A 20,094-nucleotide genomic window follows, 5' to 3' on the forward strand; every position below is an offset into this window, starting at 1 on the left:
GACATGCGTTGAAGCCGACGCGCCTCGCTTAACAACATAACTTTTGGGATTAGCGGCGAATGAGCATGTTTTATATCGGGATCGTCATGACGTCGGTCAGCGCGCACATCCAGGTGGAGAGCTCGCGCGGCGCGGCGAAGGCGGCGGAGAAGACGGCGGCCTACAATGCGAACGAGAAGCGCAGGCAGGCGGTGCAGGAGATGGAGGTGGCGGGGGAGAACGCGCGGCGCAAGCAGGGCGAGAACCAGCGGCTGCTGGCGCAGTTGCGCTCGGCGAATGCGGCCTCCGGGATGACCATGGAGGGCTCGCCGCTGGCGGTCTTCGGGGATACCGCGCTGCAGTTGGAGCGGGACATCCTCGACCTGTCCTTCGATGCGGAGAACCGGCGCCGCGCGCTGCTGGCAGGGGCGGCGCTGGATGAAGCGGAGGGCGCGAACCAGGCGGGCGCGCTGCGCACCCAGGGGCTGGCCAGCGCCGCGGGGACGGTCGCTTCCGGGGCGGCGAGCGCGGGCAACGCGGCCGGGTGGTTCGCGCCGAAGGCGGAAGAGGAGAAGCCATCTAACAGCACGAAGGGAGGCAGCTAGATTTCATGAATTTACCAGCAATACGATATTTGCAGGCGGGGCCGATGGCTCCGGAAGCGAGCATGGCGAACGCGGCAGCGCCGGCCCGGGCGATGGGGGAGTTCGGCAAGGTATTCGAGGACCTCGGGCAGAAGGGCTTCCTGATCGCGGAGGACACGCGGAAACAGAGGGAAAAAGAGAGGGAGAGGGAAAAGGAGAAGCGGGCCCGGGCGGGCCTACCCGAGGAATCGGAACACGGAGCCGCCGCCCCGGACGGCCTCGGTGAAAAGGCGGGCGGCGTGATCGCGACCATCCGTGGCCAGCGGGTGTCGAGCATCCGCTCGGAATTCGCAGCCAACGCTACCCGCGAGAATCAAGAGTTCAATCAGCGGGTACTCGCCGCCGCCGACCCCGATGCCCTGGATGCGGAGCGCGACAAGCTCCAACGAGAGCAACTAGCACGTGTGGACGGCCTCGTCATCCCCCTGGCTGCCAAGCAACAGCTCAAGCAAGATCTGATCGAGAACGGCAGCAGCAACGCGATCGCCTTCGAGCGGAACAAGTATGTCCGCATCAACCGCGACAACGATGCACGGCGGATCGGGGCCGTGAGTACCTACGCCAAGCTGGGCAATGTGCAGGGTGTGGAGAGGGAGTTGGCGGAGATGAAGGCACAGGGTGTGTCCGATCCCGACCTGCAGACCGCCCGATCCGCGGCGGAGGAGATCATGGCGGGCGATGAGATGGAGCTCGAGCCGAACTCCATGATGGCGCTGTTGGAAGACAAGGACTCCGCCGGGAGCTACCGTCATTTCCCCGCGCTGGCGGAGGAGGGGCGCAAGCGGATCCTGGCCCGCGGCCGCGAGCGCATCGAGGAACTCCGGACCCGCGAGTTCGATGAGGTGGAGCAGCGCTTCGTCCAGAACCTCGCCGGATCCGGCGATATCCAGGGGAAGGCCTATCTAACAATTCGCGAGCGGAACGCCTGGAGCCGGCATTTGGCAGGCGATGGCGACCCCGCCCCGGAGATCCGGAACCTTGCCTGGCGCAAGGCGGATGCACTGCGCCTGGCACGGCAGGATCCGGCAATTGCGAACCCCGCGTATCGCCAGCGCTACAATGAGGCGCGTGCGGACCTCCTGGAGAATGCTTCGCCACGGCATCTCGGCGAGATCCGCGGGGAGTTGGCGAGGCTTTCTCCCGAGGGCCGGGATCCGGAGCAGATCGGGCTGAACCCGCGCGATCCCGCGGAGCTCAATGCCACCGCCCGCCGCCAGGTGGACCGCGCCCTGTTAGGCGGTCTGATCGCGCCTTCCCATGCGGAGGACCTGCGCATCGCCGCGCGCCGCTTCATCGCCGGTGGCCGGGATCTGGGGGAGCCGGAGGTGGCGGATCACGTCTCCGGCCTCGTCGCGAACCGTGCGGCGATCGCGTTGAAGGAGCGGATGAGCGGGGCGCTCTTCGGCGAACCCGGCAGCGGTGCCGCGTTACGCCTGCAATTGGCCGACGTCTCTCCGAACTCCGATACCCCTAATACCAGTCATGCCGTCTGAAGTCATCCCAGGGACCGCGAATTTCCAAGGCTTCGCGCAGGATGCCGACCGCAAGTACCTGGAGCGCGAGATCCGGCGCTTCCATGAGGGCGACGAGCACGAGAAGGCGCTCGATGCCGCCCTGGCGGAGGAGGGTGCCCGGAGTCGGGAGCAGAAGGATATCTCGATCCGGGGATACCTGGGGAACATCGGCCCGGAGGAGCAGGCTCGCCGCAAGGAGGCGCTCGATGCGCGGTCCCGCGAGCCGATTCCCCTGCTTCAGGAAGCGAAGGATCGCGAGTTGGGGCGTGCCTTTTCGGACAAGCTGCCGGTTTTCCAGAAGCTCTTCGGCGGGGTGGAGCAATTCGATGCGGCCTATGCCGAGGCCAATCGCCAGCAGCTCTACTTCCCCTTTGCGGACAGCGTGGGTGCGGAGACGGACCGCCGGATGATCGCCAATATGATGTTCTACGAGGCGGCGACCGGTAGGAAGCTGCCGGACGACCGGAACTGGGACATGGAGCGCAGCTACTACGCCCGCGCCCGGCTGGGCTGGAAGGCCGGGAAAGACGAGATCATCGACGAGGGCACCTTCTATCAATTGGCCGGCGGTCTCATCGGGAAGGAGATGCAGGACCGGACCAAGCGGGATGAGATGTATCGCGCCGGCCGGCTCTCGGCCCTGAACGGCAAGCGCTATCAAGAAGCCCACGCCTATCTGGAAGGGATGACCGGAGCGCGCGCGGGGGATTTCGAGCCCGCGCACAAGTCCGGCTTCGCCGAGGTCCACGCCCGCTATCGGAAGGAGGAGTTGCGCGCGATCCGCCCGCTCTACGAGACCTTCGCGGAAGCGCTCAATCTAACAGGAGTGGCGGACGTCCACCCGGGGGACGCGCGGGACGCCTTCGGGATCTACTCGCGCGCGGATCAGGAGAGCCGCCTGCGGATCCTCTCGGGACTCGCCGTACTGGCGGAGGAGGACAAGCAGGACGTCACCGGCTTCATGAACCGGATCGTGAACGCGTGGAAGGATGGCAATCTCTCGCTCTACGACGGGCTTTCCGCGGCCGACATGCGCTCCAACGTCAAGGGGATCGATTGGCTGATCGAGAAGAACGTGATGCCGGCGGATGTGCCGGAAGGCAGGGTCCCGGGGCCGGAGGACACGGTCGGCTGGTGGAAGACGGACTGGGGCGATCATGTGAGCCGGATGGCCGCGCTGCGCCGCGACGGCGGCTTCGACCGGAATGGCATCCGGGTCCAGGCCGAGCGGCCGATGACGCCGGCCGAGCGCGAGCAACTGCTGGGCCAGCGGGGCCTGCTGGACGGCATCGGGAAATTCGTGGCGGATGCCGAGGCCTCCGGGATCCGGATCAAGCGGGACCTGGATACCGGCAAGCACGACGGCCTGCGCGACACCCTGGGGGACGGGGTGGTGATGATGAGCGGTTCGGTGCCGGAGATGGCGGTGGCCTCGGCCGCCGGCGGGGCCATGCTGCCGGTGCTTTTCGTCAGCCGCTACGAGCGGCGGCTGGCGCAGTTGCGCGCGGAGAATCCGGAGCTGGGGGAGGAGCGCCTGACCGGCACCGCCTTCGCCTCGGCGCTCACCGATACCGGGCTGGAGCGGCTGGAAGTGCTCATCGCCGGCGGCAAGCTGCCGGCGGTCCGGGGCGCGCTGGGGAAGCTGGGCGGCGGTGCCGCGAAGATGGAGGGCAGGCTGGCGGCTCTCACGGGGCGGGCGGCCGCGGTGGGGCAGAGCACCCTGCGCGGCGGTATCCGTGGCTCTGCCGCCACCGGCACGGAGCTGCTGCAGAATGTGGCTCCGGAGGGGTGGAAGTCTTTGGCGGCGGCGCTGCAAGAGGACATCAAAGGCGCGGACTGGGACACCGTCATCGCACGGGAGGAAGCCGCTCTGGGTGACACCGCGCTGGTCTCCTTCGGCTTCGTCGCGGTCTTCGGCGTCGGCCGGCGGGCGGTGAACTATATCGATGAAGGAAGCCTGCGAATGCTTCTAACAGACCCGCACGCGGTCGGACTGACCGGCCTCTCCCCCGTCGATGTGAAGCGGGTGATCGAGACCGCGCAGCACGATTCTGCCGCCGCCGCGGACCTGGCCAAGCAGGCCGCCGATACCACGCCGGTGGCGGAGCGCCGGGAGCGGCTTCTCATCGTGCAGGAGCAGATGATGCAGGAGCAGCAGCAGGTGCAGACGCAGCTCACGCAGCAGCGGCAAATGCAGCAGACGGATCAAGAAGACCCAGGGCAAGAGACCCGCGTGGACTCCGTTCTCGATGACAGCCTGCCGGAAAGCGGGCCGTCCCAGGGAACCAAACAAGTGATTGCAGCCAACGGCTACCGATACCTCGTAGATCATCTTGAGCGCCCCGTAAGGCTCAACATGGACGTGGTGAACAAAAAGAGAAACGCCATAAAGGGCTGCAACAGGGAGCGGGGGAGAAGACCGCTTGTCCAGCGATGAGGGAGGCCATTTAGCTGCTAGCCGCCACGATGGGCCGCGCATTGCCCTCAATCACGTTGCCCAAGATGCGAATCTTAATCGAGGAGTGTGGAGAGTGATGGAAGACCATTGGAGCAAGCTGGCCGCTGCAGGGAAAAGAGTACAGGTGGAGACGGACATCTACTACGAAGGCGAATCTCTTCGGCCTAGCAGGTTTGAGGTGAAAGTCACGGTTGACGGGAAGTTCCAAGGACGCCTAGAATACTTCAATAGGAGGGGTGGCAAATGAGTAAAAGAGTAGAAGAGTTGAACCATCGGATCCGGCTGAGCCTCGATAAGGATATCGGGAGTGCGTATAAGGCTGCTTGGATCAGTGCGAAAGCAATAGACGGGGTTGCTTCGGTGGATATCTACGTAGAAGATCTCGATGGGAATTTTCGTTTTTGCCATCGCGGCCGCGAACTCAGTTCACTTGCTTACGAGTTGTGGGAGGAATCCAGTGCAACCGCCGAACGCTGGAACGAGATTACCTTCAAAGCCGTGTTTGGAGATCCCGATCTGAAGATTGAAGATCGCAGGGAGCTAAACGAGGAGGAGTTTTTCGATACGGCGAGGCGCGACGAATGGGTTATTGCCCACCTCGGCAATGTTGAGGTCATCTATCCGGACTAGGGAGGGTCAAGCAGTAAGGGTGGCTCTTGCGTGAACTTCCGGCAAGAGCAAGGAAGAGGCCGTCGGTGCTGGTGATGGGTTAACTTTTGAGGTGTCCATTGAGGCTTTTCCCCTCTCCGGTGGAGTCCTTAAATGGCCTTCGCGGGGGCGAGCGGCGGGGCCATGCTGCCGGTGCTTTTCGTCAGCCGCTACGAGCGGCGGCTGGCGCAGTTGCGCGCGGAGAATCCGGAGCTGGGGGAGGAGCGCCTGACCGGCACCGCCTTCGCCTCGGCGCTCACCGATACCGGGCTGGAGCGGCTGGAAGTGCTCATCGCCGGCGGCAAGCTGCCGGCGGTCCGGGGCGCGCTGGGGAAGCTGGGCGGCGGTGCCGCGAAGATGGAGGGCAGGCTGGCGGCTCTCACGGGGCGGGCGGCCGCGGTGGGGCAGAGCACCCTGCGCGGCGGTATCCGTGGCTCTGCCGCCACCGGCACGGAGCTGCTGCAGAATGTGGCTCCGGAGGGGTGGAAGTCTTTGGCGGCGGCGCTGCAAGAGGACATCAAAGGCGCGGACTGGGACACCGTCATCGCACGGGAGGAAGCCGCTCTGGGTGACACCGCGCTGGTCTCCTTCGGCTTCGTCGCGGTCTTCGGCGTCGGCCGGCGGGCGGTGAACTATATCGATGAAGGAAGCCTGCGAATGCTTCTAACAGACCCGCACGCGGTCGGACTGACCGGCCTCTCCCCCGTCGATGTGAAGCGGGTGATCGAGACCGCGCAGCACGATTCTGCCGCCGCCGCGGACCTGGCCAAGCAGGCCGCCGATACCACGCCGGTGGCGGAGCGCCGGGAGCGGCTTCTCATCGTGCAGGAGCAGATGATGCAGGAGCAGCCGATGGGGCAGACTGCGATGAAAGATGGAAATCCGGCAGATCCCGGCGATTTCACGATTCCCGCTGATAGCGATCCGCAATTCGAGGATTTAGGCGACCCCGGCGATCCCGGCGCGGTCTGGGCCGACGCTATCAAGCTCCAGCAATTGATCGATCAGACTCAGGCTGCGGGACGCTTCAATATTTTCGACGAGGGAGCGGAGTCGGTGGTTTACCCACTTGGTAAAAATTGGGTTTTGAAGAAAGTAAACGGCCTCATGGACAATACGCTTCCCAGATGGGCTAACGTGAGGCATGACAAGGAAGCACTCGTTGACCGGGTGGAAACCATTCGTGCGCTCGACGGACTGAAAACTTATGCTGCCCTCGCCAGCGGCGGAGAGCTGCTGATCGTCCAAGAGCGTGGCACTCCAGTCACACCGGAAGATTACAAATCTATTGTTCTCAAGGAGAAGGGAGATCCGGCCAAGCAGGGAAAATTCATTGTCACGATCCGGGGTCGGCGCTTTCTCGTAAGCGACCTGCATGACGGGAACTTCCTGAAGGATAAAAACGGAGTGATCCGGGTTTCGGATCTTCTTTCCGGCGAGATTAAAAATGCAGGGAACACGCTCTGGAATGCAGGACAAACGCCACCCGATCTCGATTCGAAAAGCAAGTAGTGCCAATGAACGCGGAAGGGAATTCGATTTGAAAGCCAGAATCGGGAGACTATGATATTGCCATGAACGAGAATCCGGAATCCGACGAGAAAATGTTGCATGATGTCGGCGAGACGGACCGTGAGTTCCGTGAGCAGCAAGAGCAGCGCCGTGCAGCACACCGGGCGATGAGATTGAATCCGAACCCCGATGTAATCGAGTGGGCCAAGAATCTTAGGATACTGCCTCCGCCCTCCAAGGAGTCGAAGGAGGGCTAAGAGTTCGCGGCGGGGAGCTTTGAGGCGATGACCGGCGCGCGGGTGGATGACCCGCAGGCTTGGCCGGTGCAGCGCACTGCCTACGCGCGGGCCCGTCTCGATTGGCGGGGGCACCCGGGCGAAATCATTTCGGAGGAGGTTCTCTACGATCTAACAGGGAAGCACCTCAAGCAGGAGGCGGCGGACCGCGCGAAGTCGGAGCAACTGCTGCACCAGGGCGTGCTCGGTGCCTTGAACGGCCAGAGCTACCAGGAGACGCGGCGTCACCTGGGTGTCATCAGCGGCGGGCGCGAGGCCGAATTCGAGCCGGCGCTCAAGGCGGGCCATGCCACCGTGCTGAAGGAATTCCGGGTGGATGAACTCACTGCGGTGCGCCCGCTCTACGAGGTTTTCGCGGAGTCGATGCAGCTCACCCAGGTGCAGAAGCTCCACGAGGGCGATGCGCTGGATGCCTTCACGGTCTACGCGAAGTCGGACCAGGCAGGGCGGATGCGGATACTCTCCGGGATCGCCCTGCTGGCGCGGGAGGACAGTGTGGATGTCACGGACTTCTTCGAGCGCTTCGGCGATTCCTGGTTCAAGGGGAATCTTGAGATCCACGGGGGGCTCACGGCGAACCGCATGCGGCGGAACCGGGAGGCGCTGGACGAATTGCTGAAGGAAGGCGTGCTGCCTGCAGGCATCCCGCGCGGCGGCGTGCCGGACCTGGAGGGGATTCTCTTCGGAGAAGGCGGGGATTGGCAGGACCGGTATGACCGGCTGGCCAACTGGCGTTCCGAGGTCCTCTTGCCCGGTGAGGACGAAGGTGGGGAGAACATCGTCCAGCGCCGGATGACCGCGGAGGAGCGCACGGTGCTGGAGCAGCAGCGCGACCAGATCGAGGGCATCTCGAAGTTCTTCAGCGATGCGCAGGCTTCCGGCATCCGTATCAAGCACGACGCGGAGACGCTCGCGCACCGCGGCCTGCTCGACACGCTGGGCGACACGGCGGTGATGATGGGCGGCTCGCTGCCGGAGATGACCATGGCCGCGGCAAGCGGCGGGATCCTGTTGCCGGCGCTTTTCACCAGCCACTACGAGCGGCACCTCGCCGCACTGCGTGCGCTGAATCCCACTGTGGCGGAGGCGCGGCTCGCCGCCACCGCCTTCGGCGCGGCGCTGACGGATACCGCGCTGGCCCGCTTCGAACTGGTCTTCGCCGGGGGCAAGCTGCCGCTGGTCCGCGGAGCGCTGGCGAAGCTGGGCGCGGCGGAGGGCAAGCTCGGGGTTCTAACGGCTCGTGCCGCAGCCGCGGGCGGGAAGCTCGCGGCCACCGGCCTGCCCGGCAGAGCCGCGGTTAACGCGCTGAAATTCACCGGTCGCGCCACCGGGGCCGTCGGCACGGAGGTCCTTCAGAACGTCGCGCCGGAAGCGTGGCAGGCCGTGACCCATGCGCTGCACCAGGAGATCCGCGGCCCGGAATGGGACACGGTGGTGGAGCGGGAGCGCGCCGCGCTGGGCGATACCGCGCTGGTCTCGATGGGCTTCCTCGTGATCTTCGGCGGCGGGCGGCTTGCACTGGAGTCCATGGGGGAAGGGAAGCTGCGCGGCCTTCTAACAGACCGTCGCGCGCTCGCCCTCCAGGGCCTCTCCCCGGCCGATGTTGAGATCGTGGTACAGACCGCGCAGCATTCTCCCGCCGCCGCCGCGGACTTGGCCAAGCAGGCCGCGGACACCACGCCGGTGGAGGAGCGCCGGGAGCGGGTGCGCATTTCTTGGGAAGAGATGATGCATGAGCAACAGCAGGTGCAGACGCAGCTTACGCAGCAACGGCAGATGCAGCAGATGCAGCAGATGGAACAAGGGAAGAGCGATAACGGCACAGCTCCGCGAGATGTCCTCCTCGAAAATTCATCAGAGCAGGATTCGCCGCGTCCTGATGTCAACGGTGAGAATGCCGCCGAGGGCTTGCTCCAGTCGAACAGTGAGCAGAGAGAGCCTGCCCCTCCGGAAAAGAAGCCGGATCAAGCAGACAATGGCGCCCGAGGTCCGACCGATGGGGAAGCGCTGCAACCTGTGGCGCATTCCGATCTCTCATCCCCGTCTGCCAATGGCTCGTCACAGGAACACAAGGGCCCGGCGAGCGACATGCTTCCGGGAGCCTTTGAGAAGGATCGCGCTACCCTCGCGGACACCTTGGGTGACCGCGCCGGAGACGGCCTGACGGATGAAGCGAAACAGGTGGAACCAGCCGCGGAGTGGACAAAGCATCCCGGATTTCAGAAGCCTGCGGATGATAAAGGGCGTTTCCTCGGCGAAATCGGCAATTCGTCATTTGCCCTTTCGGATGATACTGCGGATGCAGTGGGACTTCCACGGGGTTCATCGATCCCTTGGAGGGAAGGGATTCCGGACTTCGTCGGTCATGTCGTTCCCGGGCCGAGGGGGATACCCGGCACCTTCAGCGTTCCCGGCCTGACCGGGGTTCATAAATCAGACCGCGAGCTGATGGTCCGGCAAATGGCGGCGGTATCCGGGATGTCCGGGAATGCTGTTAAGCGCTGGCTTAAAACCGCCCACGTACACCTTCATCATTCCGGTGGCGACGGTGCCCAGATTGTGCCTAGAAGCTTGCACGAACTTCATCACTCCGGTGGAGCTCAACAACGTCGAGAAGGAAACTAAAATGCCCGATTCACGATTCGAACCAGACGACCCTTTTTCCGAAACGGAAATCCAAGCAATTGAAAGGGCCTTGGGCCGGGATCTACCTGAAGACTATCGCCAGTTCGTCAAAGAGTATGGCGGAGCCTTCGTGGGCGGCTATGTCGATGGGAAGGACGATTTCTCTGTCCTCGCTTTTCTCGGTGCGGATGAAGATGGCGGGATTCTCTTCAAGCTGGGATGGCACTCGGACCTCAGAGAGGACAGCTTGTTGCCAATTGCCGACTGTGAATTGGGTAACCTCTATGTCCTTACGAAGCAAAACTCCGTTGGCTTCATTAACTACTATGAAGGTAAACACACGATCGAAAAAGTTGCCGAATCCTTTCAGGATTTTGTTGATCGCATCGTCGTGATTGAGGATTGATTTTTTTGGAGGGCTAGGGGCCCTCTCTCACCACGGGGGACGGAAGCGGGCTGCGGGCCTTCGTGACGCGAGATGAGGCGCTGCCGGGCCTGGCAGGATTGGGCGGCGCTGGGCCATGCGCAGACCTACGGCGAGATCCGGGAAGCGGTGAAGGGCGGCGTGGGCGACTTCCTAACAGGAGAGGGCGCGGCGGCACAGGGAACGCGGATCGAGCAACATGACTTCTACCTGAATCCGGGCGAAGCGCTGCGCCGTGGCTCTGCGACGATGGACCCACTGTCCCCTGCGGCTCGAGCGGCAAGGCAAGATCGCCGCCTTGAAAGGCCAGGGCTACGAGGAGGCGCGGAGCCACCCCAGCGGCGTGGGTGGCGGCCGCGGGGCCGGGTTCGAGCCCGCGCTCAAGCAGGGCTACCTGAAGGTGCAGATGGAGTATAGCCCGGAGGAACTCCACGCCGTCCGCCTGCTCTATGATGCTTCAAGGGCGGGCCTGACCCCATCGAGACTTGGGGCCTTCGCGGCGCTGCCGGCGGACCAGCGGGAGATCGTGGGGGATGTGATGCTGATGACGAAGCACTACCGGCCGGCGGCCGAGGACTTCGACCAGCAGTACTTCGCGATGGACACGAAGGTGGAGACGCTGCCGGACGGCCCGGCGAAGCGCGAGCTGCGCCGCACCCTGGAGCGGGTGCGGACGGGCAAGCTGGAGCAGGCCGAGACGCGGGCGGACCTGCACCGCCGGGAGCTGGACCTGGCCTTCGACCTGGAGGGGCGCGGGCTGGCGATGCGCGGCAAGGATGCGCAGGCGCTACAGGCGGAAGGCCTGCTGAAGGATGTGGTGAAGCTGGAACGGCGCGGCCACTCCGCGGAGCAAGCGCGGGAGATCGCATCGACCGGGGATCCGGTGGAGCAGCTCGCGAAGTTCCGCGAGCACTCGCGCTACATCCCGCTGAAGGACCAGGGCGGGGACTGGGACCGGCGGGCCTTCGAGGTCGTTCTAACAGGCGATGGCGCGGTCGAGTACGAGGATCGCGGCCTCAAGCAGAGGTACGGCGCGGCGAAGATCCGGCTGGAGGAGTGGCTGCAATTCCACCCGGACGCGAAGGACGGGGAATTCAAGAGCGCGGTCGCTGAAATCGTGGACCCGCAGGGACAGGCCGAGGTCGACGCAAACTTCTTCAACAAGACCCGCTGAGATATGGCAATTACTCTAACACCCTACGGCACCGGCGCGACCGCCGTGGAAGATTCCCCGCTGCCATCGGATGCAGCGGCGGAAGATGCTCTGCAGGAGAACCCCCTACTGGCGGAGATGGCCCCGGCGGCCCCGGACCCAACGACGGGGGATGAAGCGGTCAGCGACCTGGCCGCGGAGCAGGCGCTGCGCGGGCTGGATAGCGGCGCTGCCGAGGCCGCGGAGCAGATGCTGCCCTATGCCTATGCGGAGGAGGCGCGGCGGCAGCGCTGGCAGCAGGAGAACCAGGCGGAGGTCTTGCCGAAGATCGATGGCGCGGTGCTCGATGTGGAAAACTTCGCGAAGGGCAGGAACATGGCTCCGGATCTCGCCCGCAAGCGGCTGGTGGGAAGCTACCTGCGGATGGGGAATGGCGGCCTGGAATTCCAGAGCCCGCTGCAGCGGGACCTCTTCCGTGACGAATACGCGCGCCGGCATTTCGGTGGCGAGGGCGCGGGCAGCGACGACGCGTTCTTCGCGCGGATAGGGAAGGACGCGCGGGGGAGGAGGGACCGAAAGGACCTGATGAACACGGTGGCGAACGAAGCTGCCTTCGGCGTGCTCGCCTCCACGGTCGGCGAGACCCCGCAACCTTGGGAAGACCTGCTCGCCACCGCGCGCGCTCACCCGGGCTACGTCCCGGGCCGCGACGACGAGATTGGCGAGATCTTCTTCGCCTCCCATACCCGTGCCCGCGCCACGCTCAACCATGGCAAGGACCTCCGCGCCACCTGGCAGGCGATGAAAAACGGCGGGGACATCCCTACCCTCGATCTCGAAGACCTCTTCGCCAGTGAAGAGGCCCGCGAGGACTTCCTCGATAACATCACCGTCCTCATCCACCGCCTTCCGAAGGAGCAGCAGCCTTCCGTCCTTGCCAATTTCCGCAAGGCGATTCTCCGCGACCTCAAGAGCCAGGCCGCAGGCCACGGTGAACTTCTCAAGGGTTTCCTCGCCCCTGTTACGCCCGGCGAAAGGTATATCAACGAAGACGGCCATGTCGCCATGCGGGCCAGCAGCAGGATGTATGAAGGTGCGCTCGGCGCCTATCCGCCGCAGAACGATGAAGAGGAGCGGGAACTTCTCCGCCTGGAGTGGACTCTGGAGGACAACGCCAACGCTTCCTCGCCGACCTCGATGCGAAGGTCGCCGCCTACGATCCGGTGAAGCCCTTCCTCAAGGAGAACACCATCCTCGGCGAATTCGAGCGCGGGCTCTACTCCGCCCCCGGCGCGATCGCCTACACCGTCCAGTCCGCCATCCCCTACTATGGCCAGGTTTGGAGTTTCAACATGCTTCGCCGGGACTCGTATCAATCGACCCGCCAGCGGCTCGTCGCGGAGGGCCACTCCCGTGCCTTCTCCGCGGACGTCGCCGAGCGGATCGCGCTTCCGGCCGCGGCCATCCAGTATCCGCTCGACCGGCTCGGCCTCCATGCGCTGAAAGGCAAGGTCCCTTGGCTCTCCGGAGTCATGGCCCGCGTCACGGCCAAGGTCACATCCCGTCTAACAGGCCAACTGATCGCCCGCGGCGCGGGCCGTGCTGCCGTTGGTGGCCTAATCGAGCTCCCGACCGAACTCGGCCAGGATCTCGTTCCCTACATCCTTCAGGATCTGGCCCACGAGTTCGACGCCCGCATCCCCGACATCATCTGGCGCAATGGCAAGGACGGCGTGTGGGACGGCTATGTCTTCAAGGTGGCTCAAACCGCCGGAGCAGTCCTGCCGCTGTCCATCCTTATGGCCGGTGGCGGCAGCTTCCGCGATGCGAGGCTCGCCGAACTCCCGCGCACTCCGGATGACCACCTCCTCGCGCTCGGCATCACGCCCGAACACCTGGCCGGGATTCGCTCGGCCCGCGGCCTCAATGAACTCGACGACGCGGCCATCTCCGCTTGGCAGGCTCGCAGGCCCGAATCCCCGGGGGCCAAAGCCGCGACCGATCGGCTTCTCGCCGCGGAGAACACCCGCCGGCAGGACATGCGCCGGGCCGAAGCCACCGGCATTCTGCCCACGGTGATCGCCGCCGGTGACGGCTTCACTCTCATTGACTCCCAGACCGGCGGGCAGATCGGGCGCGCGGAAACTCCGGAGCGTGCAGTCGCGTTGGCCGGGGCTCATGCCCGCATGCGGGAGGAGTTGAGCGCGGACGAGACGGCCTACCTCGTCAGCCAGTTCCAAGGCGCGCAGGCGGCCACGCGGAGCGATGGCAGCAAGGAGCGCACCCGCACCGAGATCCGGCCCGAACTGCTGCTGGCCAGCCAGCGCGCTGCCGATGATCCCGGGGCGGAGCTGCGGATCCTGAACCAGCAGCGGGGCCGGGAGGCCGTGGGCGAGGCCCCCGCGGGAATGGGTGCCGCGATCCTGGGCGAGCACCTCACGGAAGTCCGCGAGGGCGTGCGGGAGATGACCCACCGCATCTACCGCGGTGGCTCGATCCTGACCATCTTCCACGAGGACGGGCACAAGCTGCTGCGCCGCGCGCAGGAGCGCGGGCTGCTGCCGCGGCAGGAAGGAGCGATTGCCAAAGCGCTGGCTCCCGCTCGGCAAGACACCCTCCGAGGCATGGCGGCGCGTGCGCTTGATGAGGTGCTACGTTACTTCGAGGAAAGCGGGGTGTTTCCCTTGGATTTCCCGCTGGAGTAAATTGCGGCGGCGCTGAACGGGCCGGACCGGCGCGCAAGTTGGCAATGGTCGCTGGCAGTAGAAGCATGGGGCGGGGATCGGGCACGATGAGGCGATGTCCTTTGTGCCTGCCGGTGACGATGTTGATGGGGAAGAAGAGGCCGCTCTAACAGGCGTGCCGCCGGGGCCGGGGGATACGGCGGATCCGCCGCCGCTGCCGGATCTGCTGGACCGTCTGGAGGCGGCGATGGTGGGACACGCGGTGGCGGAGTGCGAGGTGATCAACCGCTTCACGCCGGGGCTCTACATCCGGGAGTGCCGGATGAAGGCGGGGACGCTGGGGGTCTCGATGATCCATGCGGTGGAGCATCCCTTCATCGTCAGCGAGGGCGTGGTGGCGGTGACTTCGGAGGCGGAGGGAACGGTGATCTACGCGGCGCCGCACACGGGGATCACGCGGCCGGGGACGCGGCGGGCGCTGTATGCGCACACGGATGTGGTGTGGACGACGATCCATCCGAACCCGGGGGACGGGCGGGAGGTGGCGGCGATCGTGGCGCGGGTGACGGAGCCGCATGACAACCCGGCGGTGCCGGCGGAGCTGGCGAACCAGTGGCGGCTTAACAACATAACTTTGGGGATATCGGAATGAGCATGTTTTATATCGGGATCGTCATGACGTCGGTCAGCGCGCACATCCAGGTGGAGAGCTCGCGCGGCGCGGCGAAGGCGGCAGAAAAGACGGCGGCCTACAATGCGAACGAGAAGCGCAAGCAGGCGGTGCAGGAGATGGAGGTGGCGGGGGAGAACGCGCGGCGCAAGCAGGGCGAGAACCAGCGGCTGCTGGCGCAGCTGCGCTCGGCGAATGCGGCCTCCGGGATGACCATGGAGGGCTCGCCGCTGGCGGTCTTCGGGGATACCGCGCTGCAGTTGGAGCGGGACATCCTCGACCTGTCCTTCGATGCGGAGAACCGGCGCCGCGCGCTGCTGGCAGGGGCGGCGCTGGATGAAGCGGAGGGCGCGAACCAGGCGGGCGCGCTGCGCACCCAGGGGCTGGCCAGCGCCGCGGGGACGGTCGCTTCCGGGGCGGCGAGCGCGGGCAACGCGGCCGGGTGGTTCGCGCCGAAGGCGGAAGAGGAGAAGTCATCTAACAGCACGAAGGGAGGCAGCTAGATTTCATGAATTTACCAGCAATACGATATCTGCAGGCGGGGCCGATGGCTCCGGAAGCGAGCATGGCGAACGCCGCCGCGCCGGCCCGGGCGATGGGGGAGTTCGGCAAGGTCTTCGAGGGCCTCGGGCAGAAGGGCTTCCTGATCGCGGAGGACGCGCGGAAGCAGAAGAAAAAGGAAAAGGAGGAGGAGAAAGAGAAGCGCGCCCGGGCGGGCCTACCGGAGGAACAGGAAGACGGAGTCGCCGCCCCGGACGGCCTCGGTGAGAAGGCGGGCGGCGTGATCGCGACCATCCGCGGCCAGCGGGTGTCGAGCATCCGTTCGGAGTTCGCGGCCAATGCCACCCGCGAGAATCACGAGTTCAATCAGCGTGTGCTCGCCGCCGCCGACCCCGATTCCATGGATGCGGAGCGCGACAAGCTCCAGCGCGAGCAACTGGCACGTGTGGACGGCCTCGTCATCCCCCTGGCTGCCAAGCAACAGCTCAAGCAAGATCTGATCGAGAACGGCAGCAGCAACGCGATCGCCTTCGAGCGGAACAGGTATGTCCGCATCAACCGCGACAACGATGCACGCCGGATCGGCGCCGTGAGTACCTACGCCAAGCTGGGCAATGTGCAGGGTGTGGAGAGGGAGCTGGCGGAGATGAAGGCACAGGGTGTGTCCGATCCCGACCTGCAGACCGCCCGATCCGCGGCGGAGGAGATCATGGCGAGCGATGAGATGGAGCTCGAGCCGAACTCCATGACGGCGCTGTTGGAAGAGAGGGACTCCGCCGGGAGCTACCGTCATTTCCCCGCGCTGGCGGAGGAGGGGCGCAAGCGGATCATCGCCCGCGGCCGCGAGCGCATCGAGGAGCTCCGGACCCGCGAGTTCGATGAGGTGGAGCAGCGCTTCGTCCAGAACCTCGCCGGATCCGGCGATATCCAGGGGAAGGCCTATCTAACAAGCCGCGAACGGGAGGCCTGGAGCCGGCATTTGGCAGGCGCTGGCGACCCCGCCCCGGAGATCCGGAACCTCGCCTGGCGCAAGGCGGATGCACTGCGCCTGGCACGGCAGGATCCGGCAATCGGGAACCCCGCGTATCGCCAGCGCTACAATGAGGCGCGTGCGGATCTCCTGGAGAATGCTTCACCGCGGCATCTCGGCGAGATCCGCGGGGAGCTAGCGAGACTTTCTCCCGAGGGCCGGGATCCGGAGCAGATCGCGCTGAACCCGCGCGACCCCGCGGAGCTCAATGCCACCGCCCGCCGCCAGGTGGACCGTGCCCTGTTAGGCGGTCTGATCGCGCCTTCCCATGCAGAGGACCTGCGCACCGCCGCGCGCCGCTTCATCGCCGGCGGTAGGGATCTGGGGGAGGGGGAGGTGGCGGACCACGTCTCCGGCCTCGTCGCGAACCGTGCGGCGATCGCCCTGAAGGACCGGGCGGCGGCGTTGTTAGGCGGCTACCTGCCGGGCAGCGGCGCGGCCTTGCGGATGCCTGTCCTGGCAGCGCCGGTGCCTGCCGGAACGGAAGAGACGGCACTCGCCGTGAACGATCAACCCACGGGCGGCCATGCCATTTGAGAAAGCAATGGAATCACCGGCTTTCCGGAGGCTCGCGCGGGCGGTCGAGCGCGGCTCGCTCGAGCCGGACATCCGCGTGCTGCGCGAGGCGCAGGAGGACGAGCGGCAGATGAACGAGGCGATCGAGCTCGAGAAAAGCCGCAAGAATGAAAAGATACATGGGCCGGTGAAGGCCTATATCACCGGAGTCCCGGAGAATGAATCGGACCGCGATCAACGGGATACTCCCCCGCATCCGTATCTCGAAGCAGCGCGGAACCGTGAAGCCCTGCGCGGGCAGCAGCAGCTGATGCCGTTCTTCCAGCGGATGTTCCGCGCGCCGGAGGAAGTGGATGCGATTTTCAAGGAGAGTCAGCAGGCCAGGCCTTTCGCCAATGGCGGATTGAAGGCATATCGCGCCATCCCGCCCGCGGCTGGCGCTGCAGGCACCGCGGGCCGGCTGCCGGAGTCCCGGTGGATGCCGGCGGATGCGGAGCGGCCGGGGCCCGCCGGTCAAGATCCCGGGGGGAGATCCTCAAGCGGCACTCTTCCATCATGCTGGATCTGGCGGAGTCGGGCCTGGAGTTCGACCGCCGGCAGCTGGCGAACATGCTCTTCTACGAGACGGTGACCGGTAGCCGGGTGGAGGACCCGCAGGCATGGCCGGCCCAGCGCACCGCCTACGCCAGGGCGCGGCTGGCGTGGCGGGGGAAGCCGGACGAGACCATCACGGAAGAGGCGCTCTATGATCTGACCGGCAAGCGTCTCCAGGAGGAAGAGGCCGACCGCTCGGAATCCCTGCGGCTCGAGCGGCAGGGCAAGATCGCCGCCTTGAAAGGCCAGGGCTACGAGGAAGCGCGGAGCCACCTGAGCGGCGTGGGCGGCGGTCGCGGGGCCGGGTTCGAGCCCGCGCTCAAGCAGGGCTACCTGAAGGTGCAGATGGAGTATGGCCCGGAGGAGCTCCACGCCGTCCGCCCGCTCTATGCTGCCTTCTCGGAGGCGCTGCGGGTGCGCCACGCGCGGGATTTCAAGGGCGGGCCCGAGATGCTGGACGCCCTCGCGGCCTTCGCGAAGACGGACCAGGCAGGGCGGCAGCGGATCATCACCGGCATCGCGGTGCTGGCGCGGGAAGACCGGATCGAGATCACGGATTTCTTCCAGCGGGTGGGAAATGCCTTCGACGACGGGATACTGGACATCCACCTCGGGCTCAGCGCGAACCGCATGCGTCGGAACCGGGCGGCGCTGGACCAACTGCTCGATGAAGGGGTGCTGCCCGCGGGCATCCAGCCCGGCGGCGTGCCGGAACTGAGCGGCATCCTTGCCCGGGAAGGCCCCGGGGATTGGGCGGGCAGGTATGACCAGCTCGCCAACGCACGGATGGAAGTCATTCCCAACGTCGGGCCGCGCTACCGGCCCGGCGATCTCCAGCGCGCGATGACCGCGGAGGAGCGCCGGACCCTGGAGGAACAGCGCGACCAGCTCGACGGCCTCTCGAAGTTCTTCGGGGACATCGGGGTCTCCGGCATCCGGATCAAGCATGACGCGGACACGCTGGAGCACAGCGGCCTGCTCGACACGCTGGGCGACACGGCGGTGATGATGGGCGGCTCGCTGCCGGAGATGGGCATGGCCGCCGCGCCCGGCGGGGTCCTGCTGCCGGCGATCTTCACCAGCCACTTCGAGCGGCACCTCGCCGGACTGCGTGCGGACAATCCGGGCTTGCCGGAGGCCCGGCTCGCCCCGACCGCCTTCGCTTCCGCGCTGACGGATACCGCGCTGTCGCGGGCGGAGATCCTCTTCGTCGGGGGGAAGCTGCCGGGGCTCCGCGGTGCGCTGGCGAAGCTCGGCGCGGCAGAGGGCAAGATCGGTGTTCTAACAGCGCGGGCCGCTGCCACGGGTGAGAAGCTCGCGGCCTCCGGCCTGCCCGGCAAGGCCTTGGTGGCCGGGGCGGGATTCGCCGGCCGCAGCACCGCGACGATCGGCACCGAGCTGCTGCAGAACGTCACGCCGGATGTGTGGAAGTCGGTCACCCACGCGCTGCACCAGGACATCCGCGGCGCGGACTGGGACACGGTGGTGGCGCGGGAGCGCGCCGCGCTGGGGGATACCGCGCTGCTCTCGATGGGCTTGGTGGTGGTCTTCGGCACGGGCCGCCGGGCGCTGGACTTCATCGGCGAAGGGGAGCTGCGCACGCTTCTGACAGACCGTCGGGGGCTATTGGAGCAAGGCCTTTCCCCGGTCGACGTGGAGCGTGTGGTGGAGACCGCGCAGTATTCTCCCGCCGAAGCCGCGGACTTGGTCAAGCAAGCCGCCGACACCACGCCGGTGGAGGAGCGCCGGGAGCGGGTTCGGATCTCTTGGGAGGAGATGATGCACGAGCAGCAGCAGGTGCAGACACAGCTTACTCAGCAACGGCAGATGCAGGCGATGGAGCAGGGCAGCCAAGGTCAAGAAGTCCCCGTTCATTCAGCTGCAGATGGCAGGCTGTTGGAAAGTGGCCCAGCTCAGGGGATCAAGCAAGTGACCGCAACTAATGGCTATCGATACCTTGTGGATCACCTTGAGCGTCCCGTGAGGCTCAACATGGACCTGGTGAACAAAAAGGAAAAGCGCCATAGGGGCTTGCAACAAGGAGCGGGAGGAGAAGATCGTTTGTCCAGCGACGAGGGCGGCCATTTGGCTGCAAGTCGCCACGATGGACCTCGCATCGCTCTCAATCACGTCGCCCAGGATTCAAATCTCAATCGAGGAGTGTGGAGAGTGATGGAGAACCAATGGAGCAATCTAGTCGACGAAGGGAAAAAAGTGCAGGTGGAAACGGATCTTTACTACGAAGGCGAATCTCTTCGACCCAGCAGGTTTGAGGTGAAAGTCACGGTTGACGGGAAGTCCCAAGAATCTTTAGAATTTTTCAATAGGAGGGGTGGGAAGTGAGCGAAAAAGTGCAAGATTTGAAGCATCGGATTCGACTAGTCCTTGATGATGATATCGGGGGGGCTTATAGGGCTGCTTGGATCAGAGCTAAAGCAATGGACGGAGTTGCCTCCGTAGGGATATATGTAGAAGGGTCCGATGGGAATTTTCGCTTTTACCATCGCGGTCGCGAACTCAGCTCTCTTGTTTACGAATTGTGGGAGGAATCCGAAATGTCCGATGAACGCTGGAATGAAATCACCTTCAAAGCCGTGTTTGGGGATACTGAGCTGAAGTTTGAAGATCGCAGGGAGCTAAGTGAGGAGGAGTTTTTCGATCTGGCGAGTCGCGACGAATGGATTGTTGCTCACCTCGGCAATGTTGAGGTGACCTATCCGGACTAGTAGAAGAGGAAGCTCCAAGCGGCTCTTCTCTAGATTGGCGGATGGAGTAAAGGAGAAGTGAGAAAGTCCGGTTTATGCCGGTGGTGACTCGCCCCTTGGGATGGACTTGAGGCTTGTAGG

The 20,094-nt window shown here is 65.2% G+C and carries 18 protein-coding genes; all 18 read left to right on the forward strand.

Going from position 1 to position 20,094, the window contains the following annotated elements; translation table 11 throughout:
- Nucleotides 1–59 precede the first annotated feature (59 nt).
- The 18 genes from ABWK72_RS22565 (at nt 60) to ABWK72_RS22650 (ending at nt 19,974) form a co-directional block, all read left to right on the forward strand.
- A complete protein-coding gene (locus ABWK72_RS22565; protein ID WP_367871839.1) occupies nt 60–584 on the forward strand; it encodes a hypothetical protein in 525 nt (174 codons plus the stop codon).
- 5 nt (nt 585–589) lie between these two features.
- Nucleotides 590–2,116 (forward strand): hypothetical protein, encoded by a 1,527-nt coding sequence (locus ABWK72_RS22570; RefSeq protein WP_367871840.1) that lies wholly within the window; start codon nt 590–592, stop codon nt 2,114–2,116.
- Nucleotides 2,106–4,574 carry a hypothetical protein gene (locus ABWK72_RS22575; RefSeq protein ID WP_367871841.1) on the forward strand — a complete coding sequence of 823 codons (2,469 nt, stop codon included), beginning with the start codon at nt 2,106–2,108 and terminating at the stop codon, nt 4,572–4,574. Before ABWK72_RS22570 ends, ABWK72_RS22575 begins: the two co-directional genes overlap by 11 nt.
- Nucleotides 4,561–4,842 (forward strand): DNA/RNA non-specific endonuclease, encoded by a 282-nt coding sequence (locus tag ABWK72_RS22580; RefSeq protein WP_367871842.1) that lies wholly within the window; start codon nt 4,561–4,563, stop codon nt 4,840–4,842. Before ABWK72_RS22575 ends, ABWK72_RS22580 begins: the two co-directional genes overlap by 14 nt.
- Nucleotides 4,839–5,225 carry a hypothetical protein gene (locus ABWK72_RS22585; protein ID WP_367871843.1) on the forward strand — a complete coding sequence of 129 codons (387 nt, stop codon included), beginning with the start codon at nt 4,839–4,841 and terminating at the stop codon, nt 5,223–5,225. The genes ABWK72_RS22580 and ABWK72_RS22585 overlap by 4 nt, the downstream gene beginning before the upstream one ends.
- Before the next feature lie 132 nt (nt 5,226–5,357).
- Nucleotides 5,358–6,755: a hypothetical protein gene (locus ABWK72_RS22590; protein WP_367871844.1), complete on the forward strand. Its 1,398-nt coding sequence runs from the start codon at nt 5,358–5,360 to the stop codon at nt 6,753–6,755.
- 62 nt (nt 6,756–6,817) lie between these two features.
- On the forward strand, nt 6,818–7,012 hold the full coding sequence (locus ABWK72_RS22595; RefSeq protein ID WP_367871845.1) for a hypothetical protein: 195 nt from the start codon (nt 6,818–6,820) through the stop codon (nt 7,010–7,012).
- 27 nt (nt 7,013–7,039) lie between these two features.
- Nucleotides 7,040–9,676 (forward strand): hypothetical protein, encoded by a 2,637-nt coding sequence (locus ABWK72_RS22600; RefSeq protein WP_367871846.1) that lies wholly within the window; start codon nt 7,040–7,042, stop codon nt 9,674–9,676.
- Nucleotides 9,645–10,082: an SMI1/KNR4 family protein gene (locus tag ABWK72_RS22605; protein WP_367871847.1), complete on the forward strand. Its 438-nt coding sequence runs from the start codon at nt 9,645–9,647 to the stop codon at nt 10,080–10,082. The genes ABWK72_RS22600 and ABWK72_RS22605 overlap by 32 nt, the downstream gene beginning before the upstream one ends.
- A gap of 253 nt (nt 10,083–10,335) precedes the next feature.
- Nucleotides 10,336–11,274 (forward strand): hypothetical protein, encoded by a 939-nt coding sequence (locus tag ABWK72_RS22610; protein WP_367871848.1) that lies wholly within the window; start codon nt 10,336–10,338, stop codon nt 11,272–11,274.
- Between the two features lie 3 nt (nt 11,275–11,277).
- On the forward strand, nt 11,278–12,480 hold the full coding sequence (locus tag ABWK72_RS22615) for a hypothetical protein (protein ID WP_367871849.1): 1,203 nt from the start codon (nt 11,278–11,280) through the stop codon (nt 12,478–12,480).
- Nucleotides 12,408–13,958, forward strand: coding sequence for a hypothetical protein (locus ABWK72_RS22620; protein ID WP_367871850.1), 1,551 nt, complete (start codon nt 12,408–12,410; stop codon nt 13,956–13,958). Before ABWK72_RS22615 ends, ABWK72_RS22620 begins: the two co-directional genes overlap by 73 nt.
- Nucleotides 13,959–14,052: 94 nt before the next feature.
- On the forward strand, nt 14,053–14,589 hold the full coding sequence (locus tag ABWK72_RS22625) for a hypothetical protein (RefSeq protein WP_367871851.1): 537 nt from the start codon (nt 14,053–14,055) through the stop codon (nt 14,587–14,589).
- A complete protein-coding gene (locus tag ABWK72_RS22630; RefSeq protein WP_367871852.1) occupies nt 14,586–15,110 on the forward strand; it encodes a hypothetical protein in 525 nt (174 codons plus the stop codon). Before ABWK72_RS22625 ends, ABWK72_RS22630 begins: the two co-directional genes overlap by 4 nt.
- A 5-nt stretch (nt 15,111–15,115) precedes the next feature.
- The gene (locus ABWK72_RS22635; protein WP_367871853.1) at nt 15,116–16,675 is read left to right on the forward strand and encodes a hypothetical protein; all 1,560 of its coding nucleotides are present in this window, start codon (nt 15,116–15,118) and stop codon (nt 16,673–16,675) included.
- A 7-nt stretch (nt 16,676–16,682) separates the two neighbouring features.
- A complete protein-coding gene (locus ABWK72_RS22640; protein ID WP_367871854.1) occupies nt 16,683–17,285 on the forward strand; it encodes a hypothetical protein in 603 nt (200 codons plus the stop codon).
- Nucleotides 17,210–19,591, forward strand: a complete 2,382-nt coding sequence (locus ABWK72_RS22645; protein ID WP_367871855.1) for a DNA/RNA non-specific endonuclease — start codon at nt 17,210–17,212, stop codon at nt 19,589–19,591. Before ABWK72_RS22640 ends, ABWK72_RS22645 begins: the two co-directional genes overlap by 76 nt.
- Complete coding sequence (locus tag ABWK72_RS22650; protein WP_367871856.1) at nt 19,588–19,974, forward strand: hypothetical protein; 387 nt, start codon at nt 19,588–19,590, stop codon at nt 19,972–19,974. The genes ABWK72_RS22645 and ABWK72_RS22650 overlap by 4 nt, the downstream gene beginning before the upstream one ends.
- Nucleotides 19,975–20,094: the final 120 nt, after the last annotated feature.

The sequence above is a fragment of the Luteolibacter sp. Populi genome (assembly GCF_040801775.1).
Classification (GTDB): Bacteria; Verrucomicrobiota; Verrucomicrobiia; order Verrucomicrobiales; family Akkermansiaceae; genus Haloferula.

Excerpts from the sequence above, each read along its gene's own strand:
- ABWK72_RS22595 (WP_367871845.1), top strand. The coding sequence starts at position 6,818 with ATGAACGAGAATCCGGAATCCGACGAGAAAATGTTGCATGATGTCGGC.
- ABWK72_RS22575 (WP_367871841.1), top strand. The coding sequence starts at position 2,106 with ATGCCGTCTGAAGTCATCCCAGGGACCGCGAATTTCCAAGGCTTCGCG.
- ABWK72_RS22590 (WP_367871844.1), top strand. The coding sequence starts at position 5,358 with ATGGCCTTCGCGGGGGCGAGCGGCGGGGCCATGCTGCCGGTGCTTTTC.
- ABWK72_RS22585 (WP_367871843.1), top strand. The coding sequence starts at position 4,839 with ATGAGTAAAAGAGTAGAAGAGTTGAACCATCGGATCCGGCTGAGCCTC.
- ABWK72_RS22625 (WP_367871851.1), top strand. The coding sequence starts at position 14,053 with ATGTCCTTTGTGCCTGCCGGTGACGATGTTGATGGGGAAGAAGAGGCC.
- ABWK72_RS22640 (WP_367871854.1), top strand. The coding sequence starts at position 16,683 with ATGGAATCACCGGCTTTCCGGAGGCTCGCGCGGGCGGTCGAGCGCGGC.
- ABWK72_RS22645 (WP_367871855.1), top strand. The coding sequence starts at position 17,210 with ATGCTGGATCTGGCGGAGTCGGGCCTGGAGTTCGACCGCCGGCAGCTG.
- ABWK72_RS22635 (WP_367871853.1), top strand. The coding sequence starts at position 15,116 with ATGAATTTACCAGCAATACGATATCTGCAGGCGGGGCCGATGGCTCCG.
- ABWK72_RS22570 (WP_367871840.1), top strand. The coding sequence starts at position 590 with ATGAATTTACCAGCAATACGATATTTGCAGGCGGGGCCGATGGCTCCG.
- ABWK72_RS22615 (WP_367871849.1), top strand. The coding sequence starts at position 11,278 with ATGGCAATTACTCTAACACCCTACGGCACCGGCGCGACCGCCGTGGAA.
- ABWK72_RS22630 (WP_367871852.1), top strand. The coding sequence starts at position 14,586 with ATGAGCATGTTTTATATCGGGATCGTCATGACGTCGGTCAGCGCGCAC.
- ABWK72_RS22565 (WP_367871839.1), top strand. The coding sequence starts at position 60 with ATGAGCATGTTTTATATCGGGATCGTCATGACGTCGGTCAGCGCGCAC.
- ABWK72_RS22600 (WP_367871846.1), top strand. The coding sequence starts at position 7,040 with ATGACCGGCGCGCGGGTGGATGACCCGCAGGCTTGGCCGGTGCAGCGC.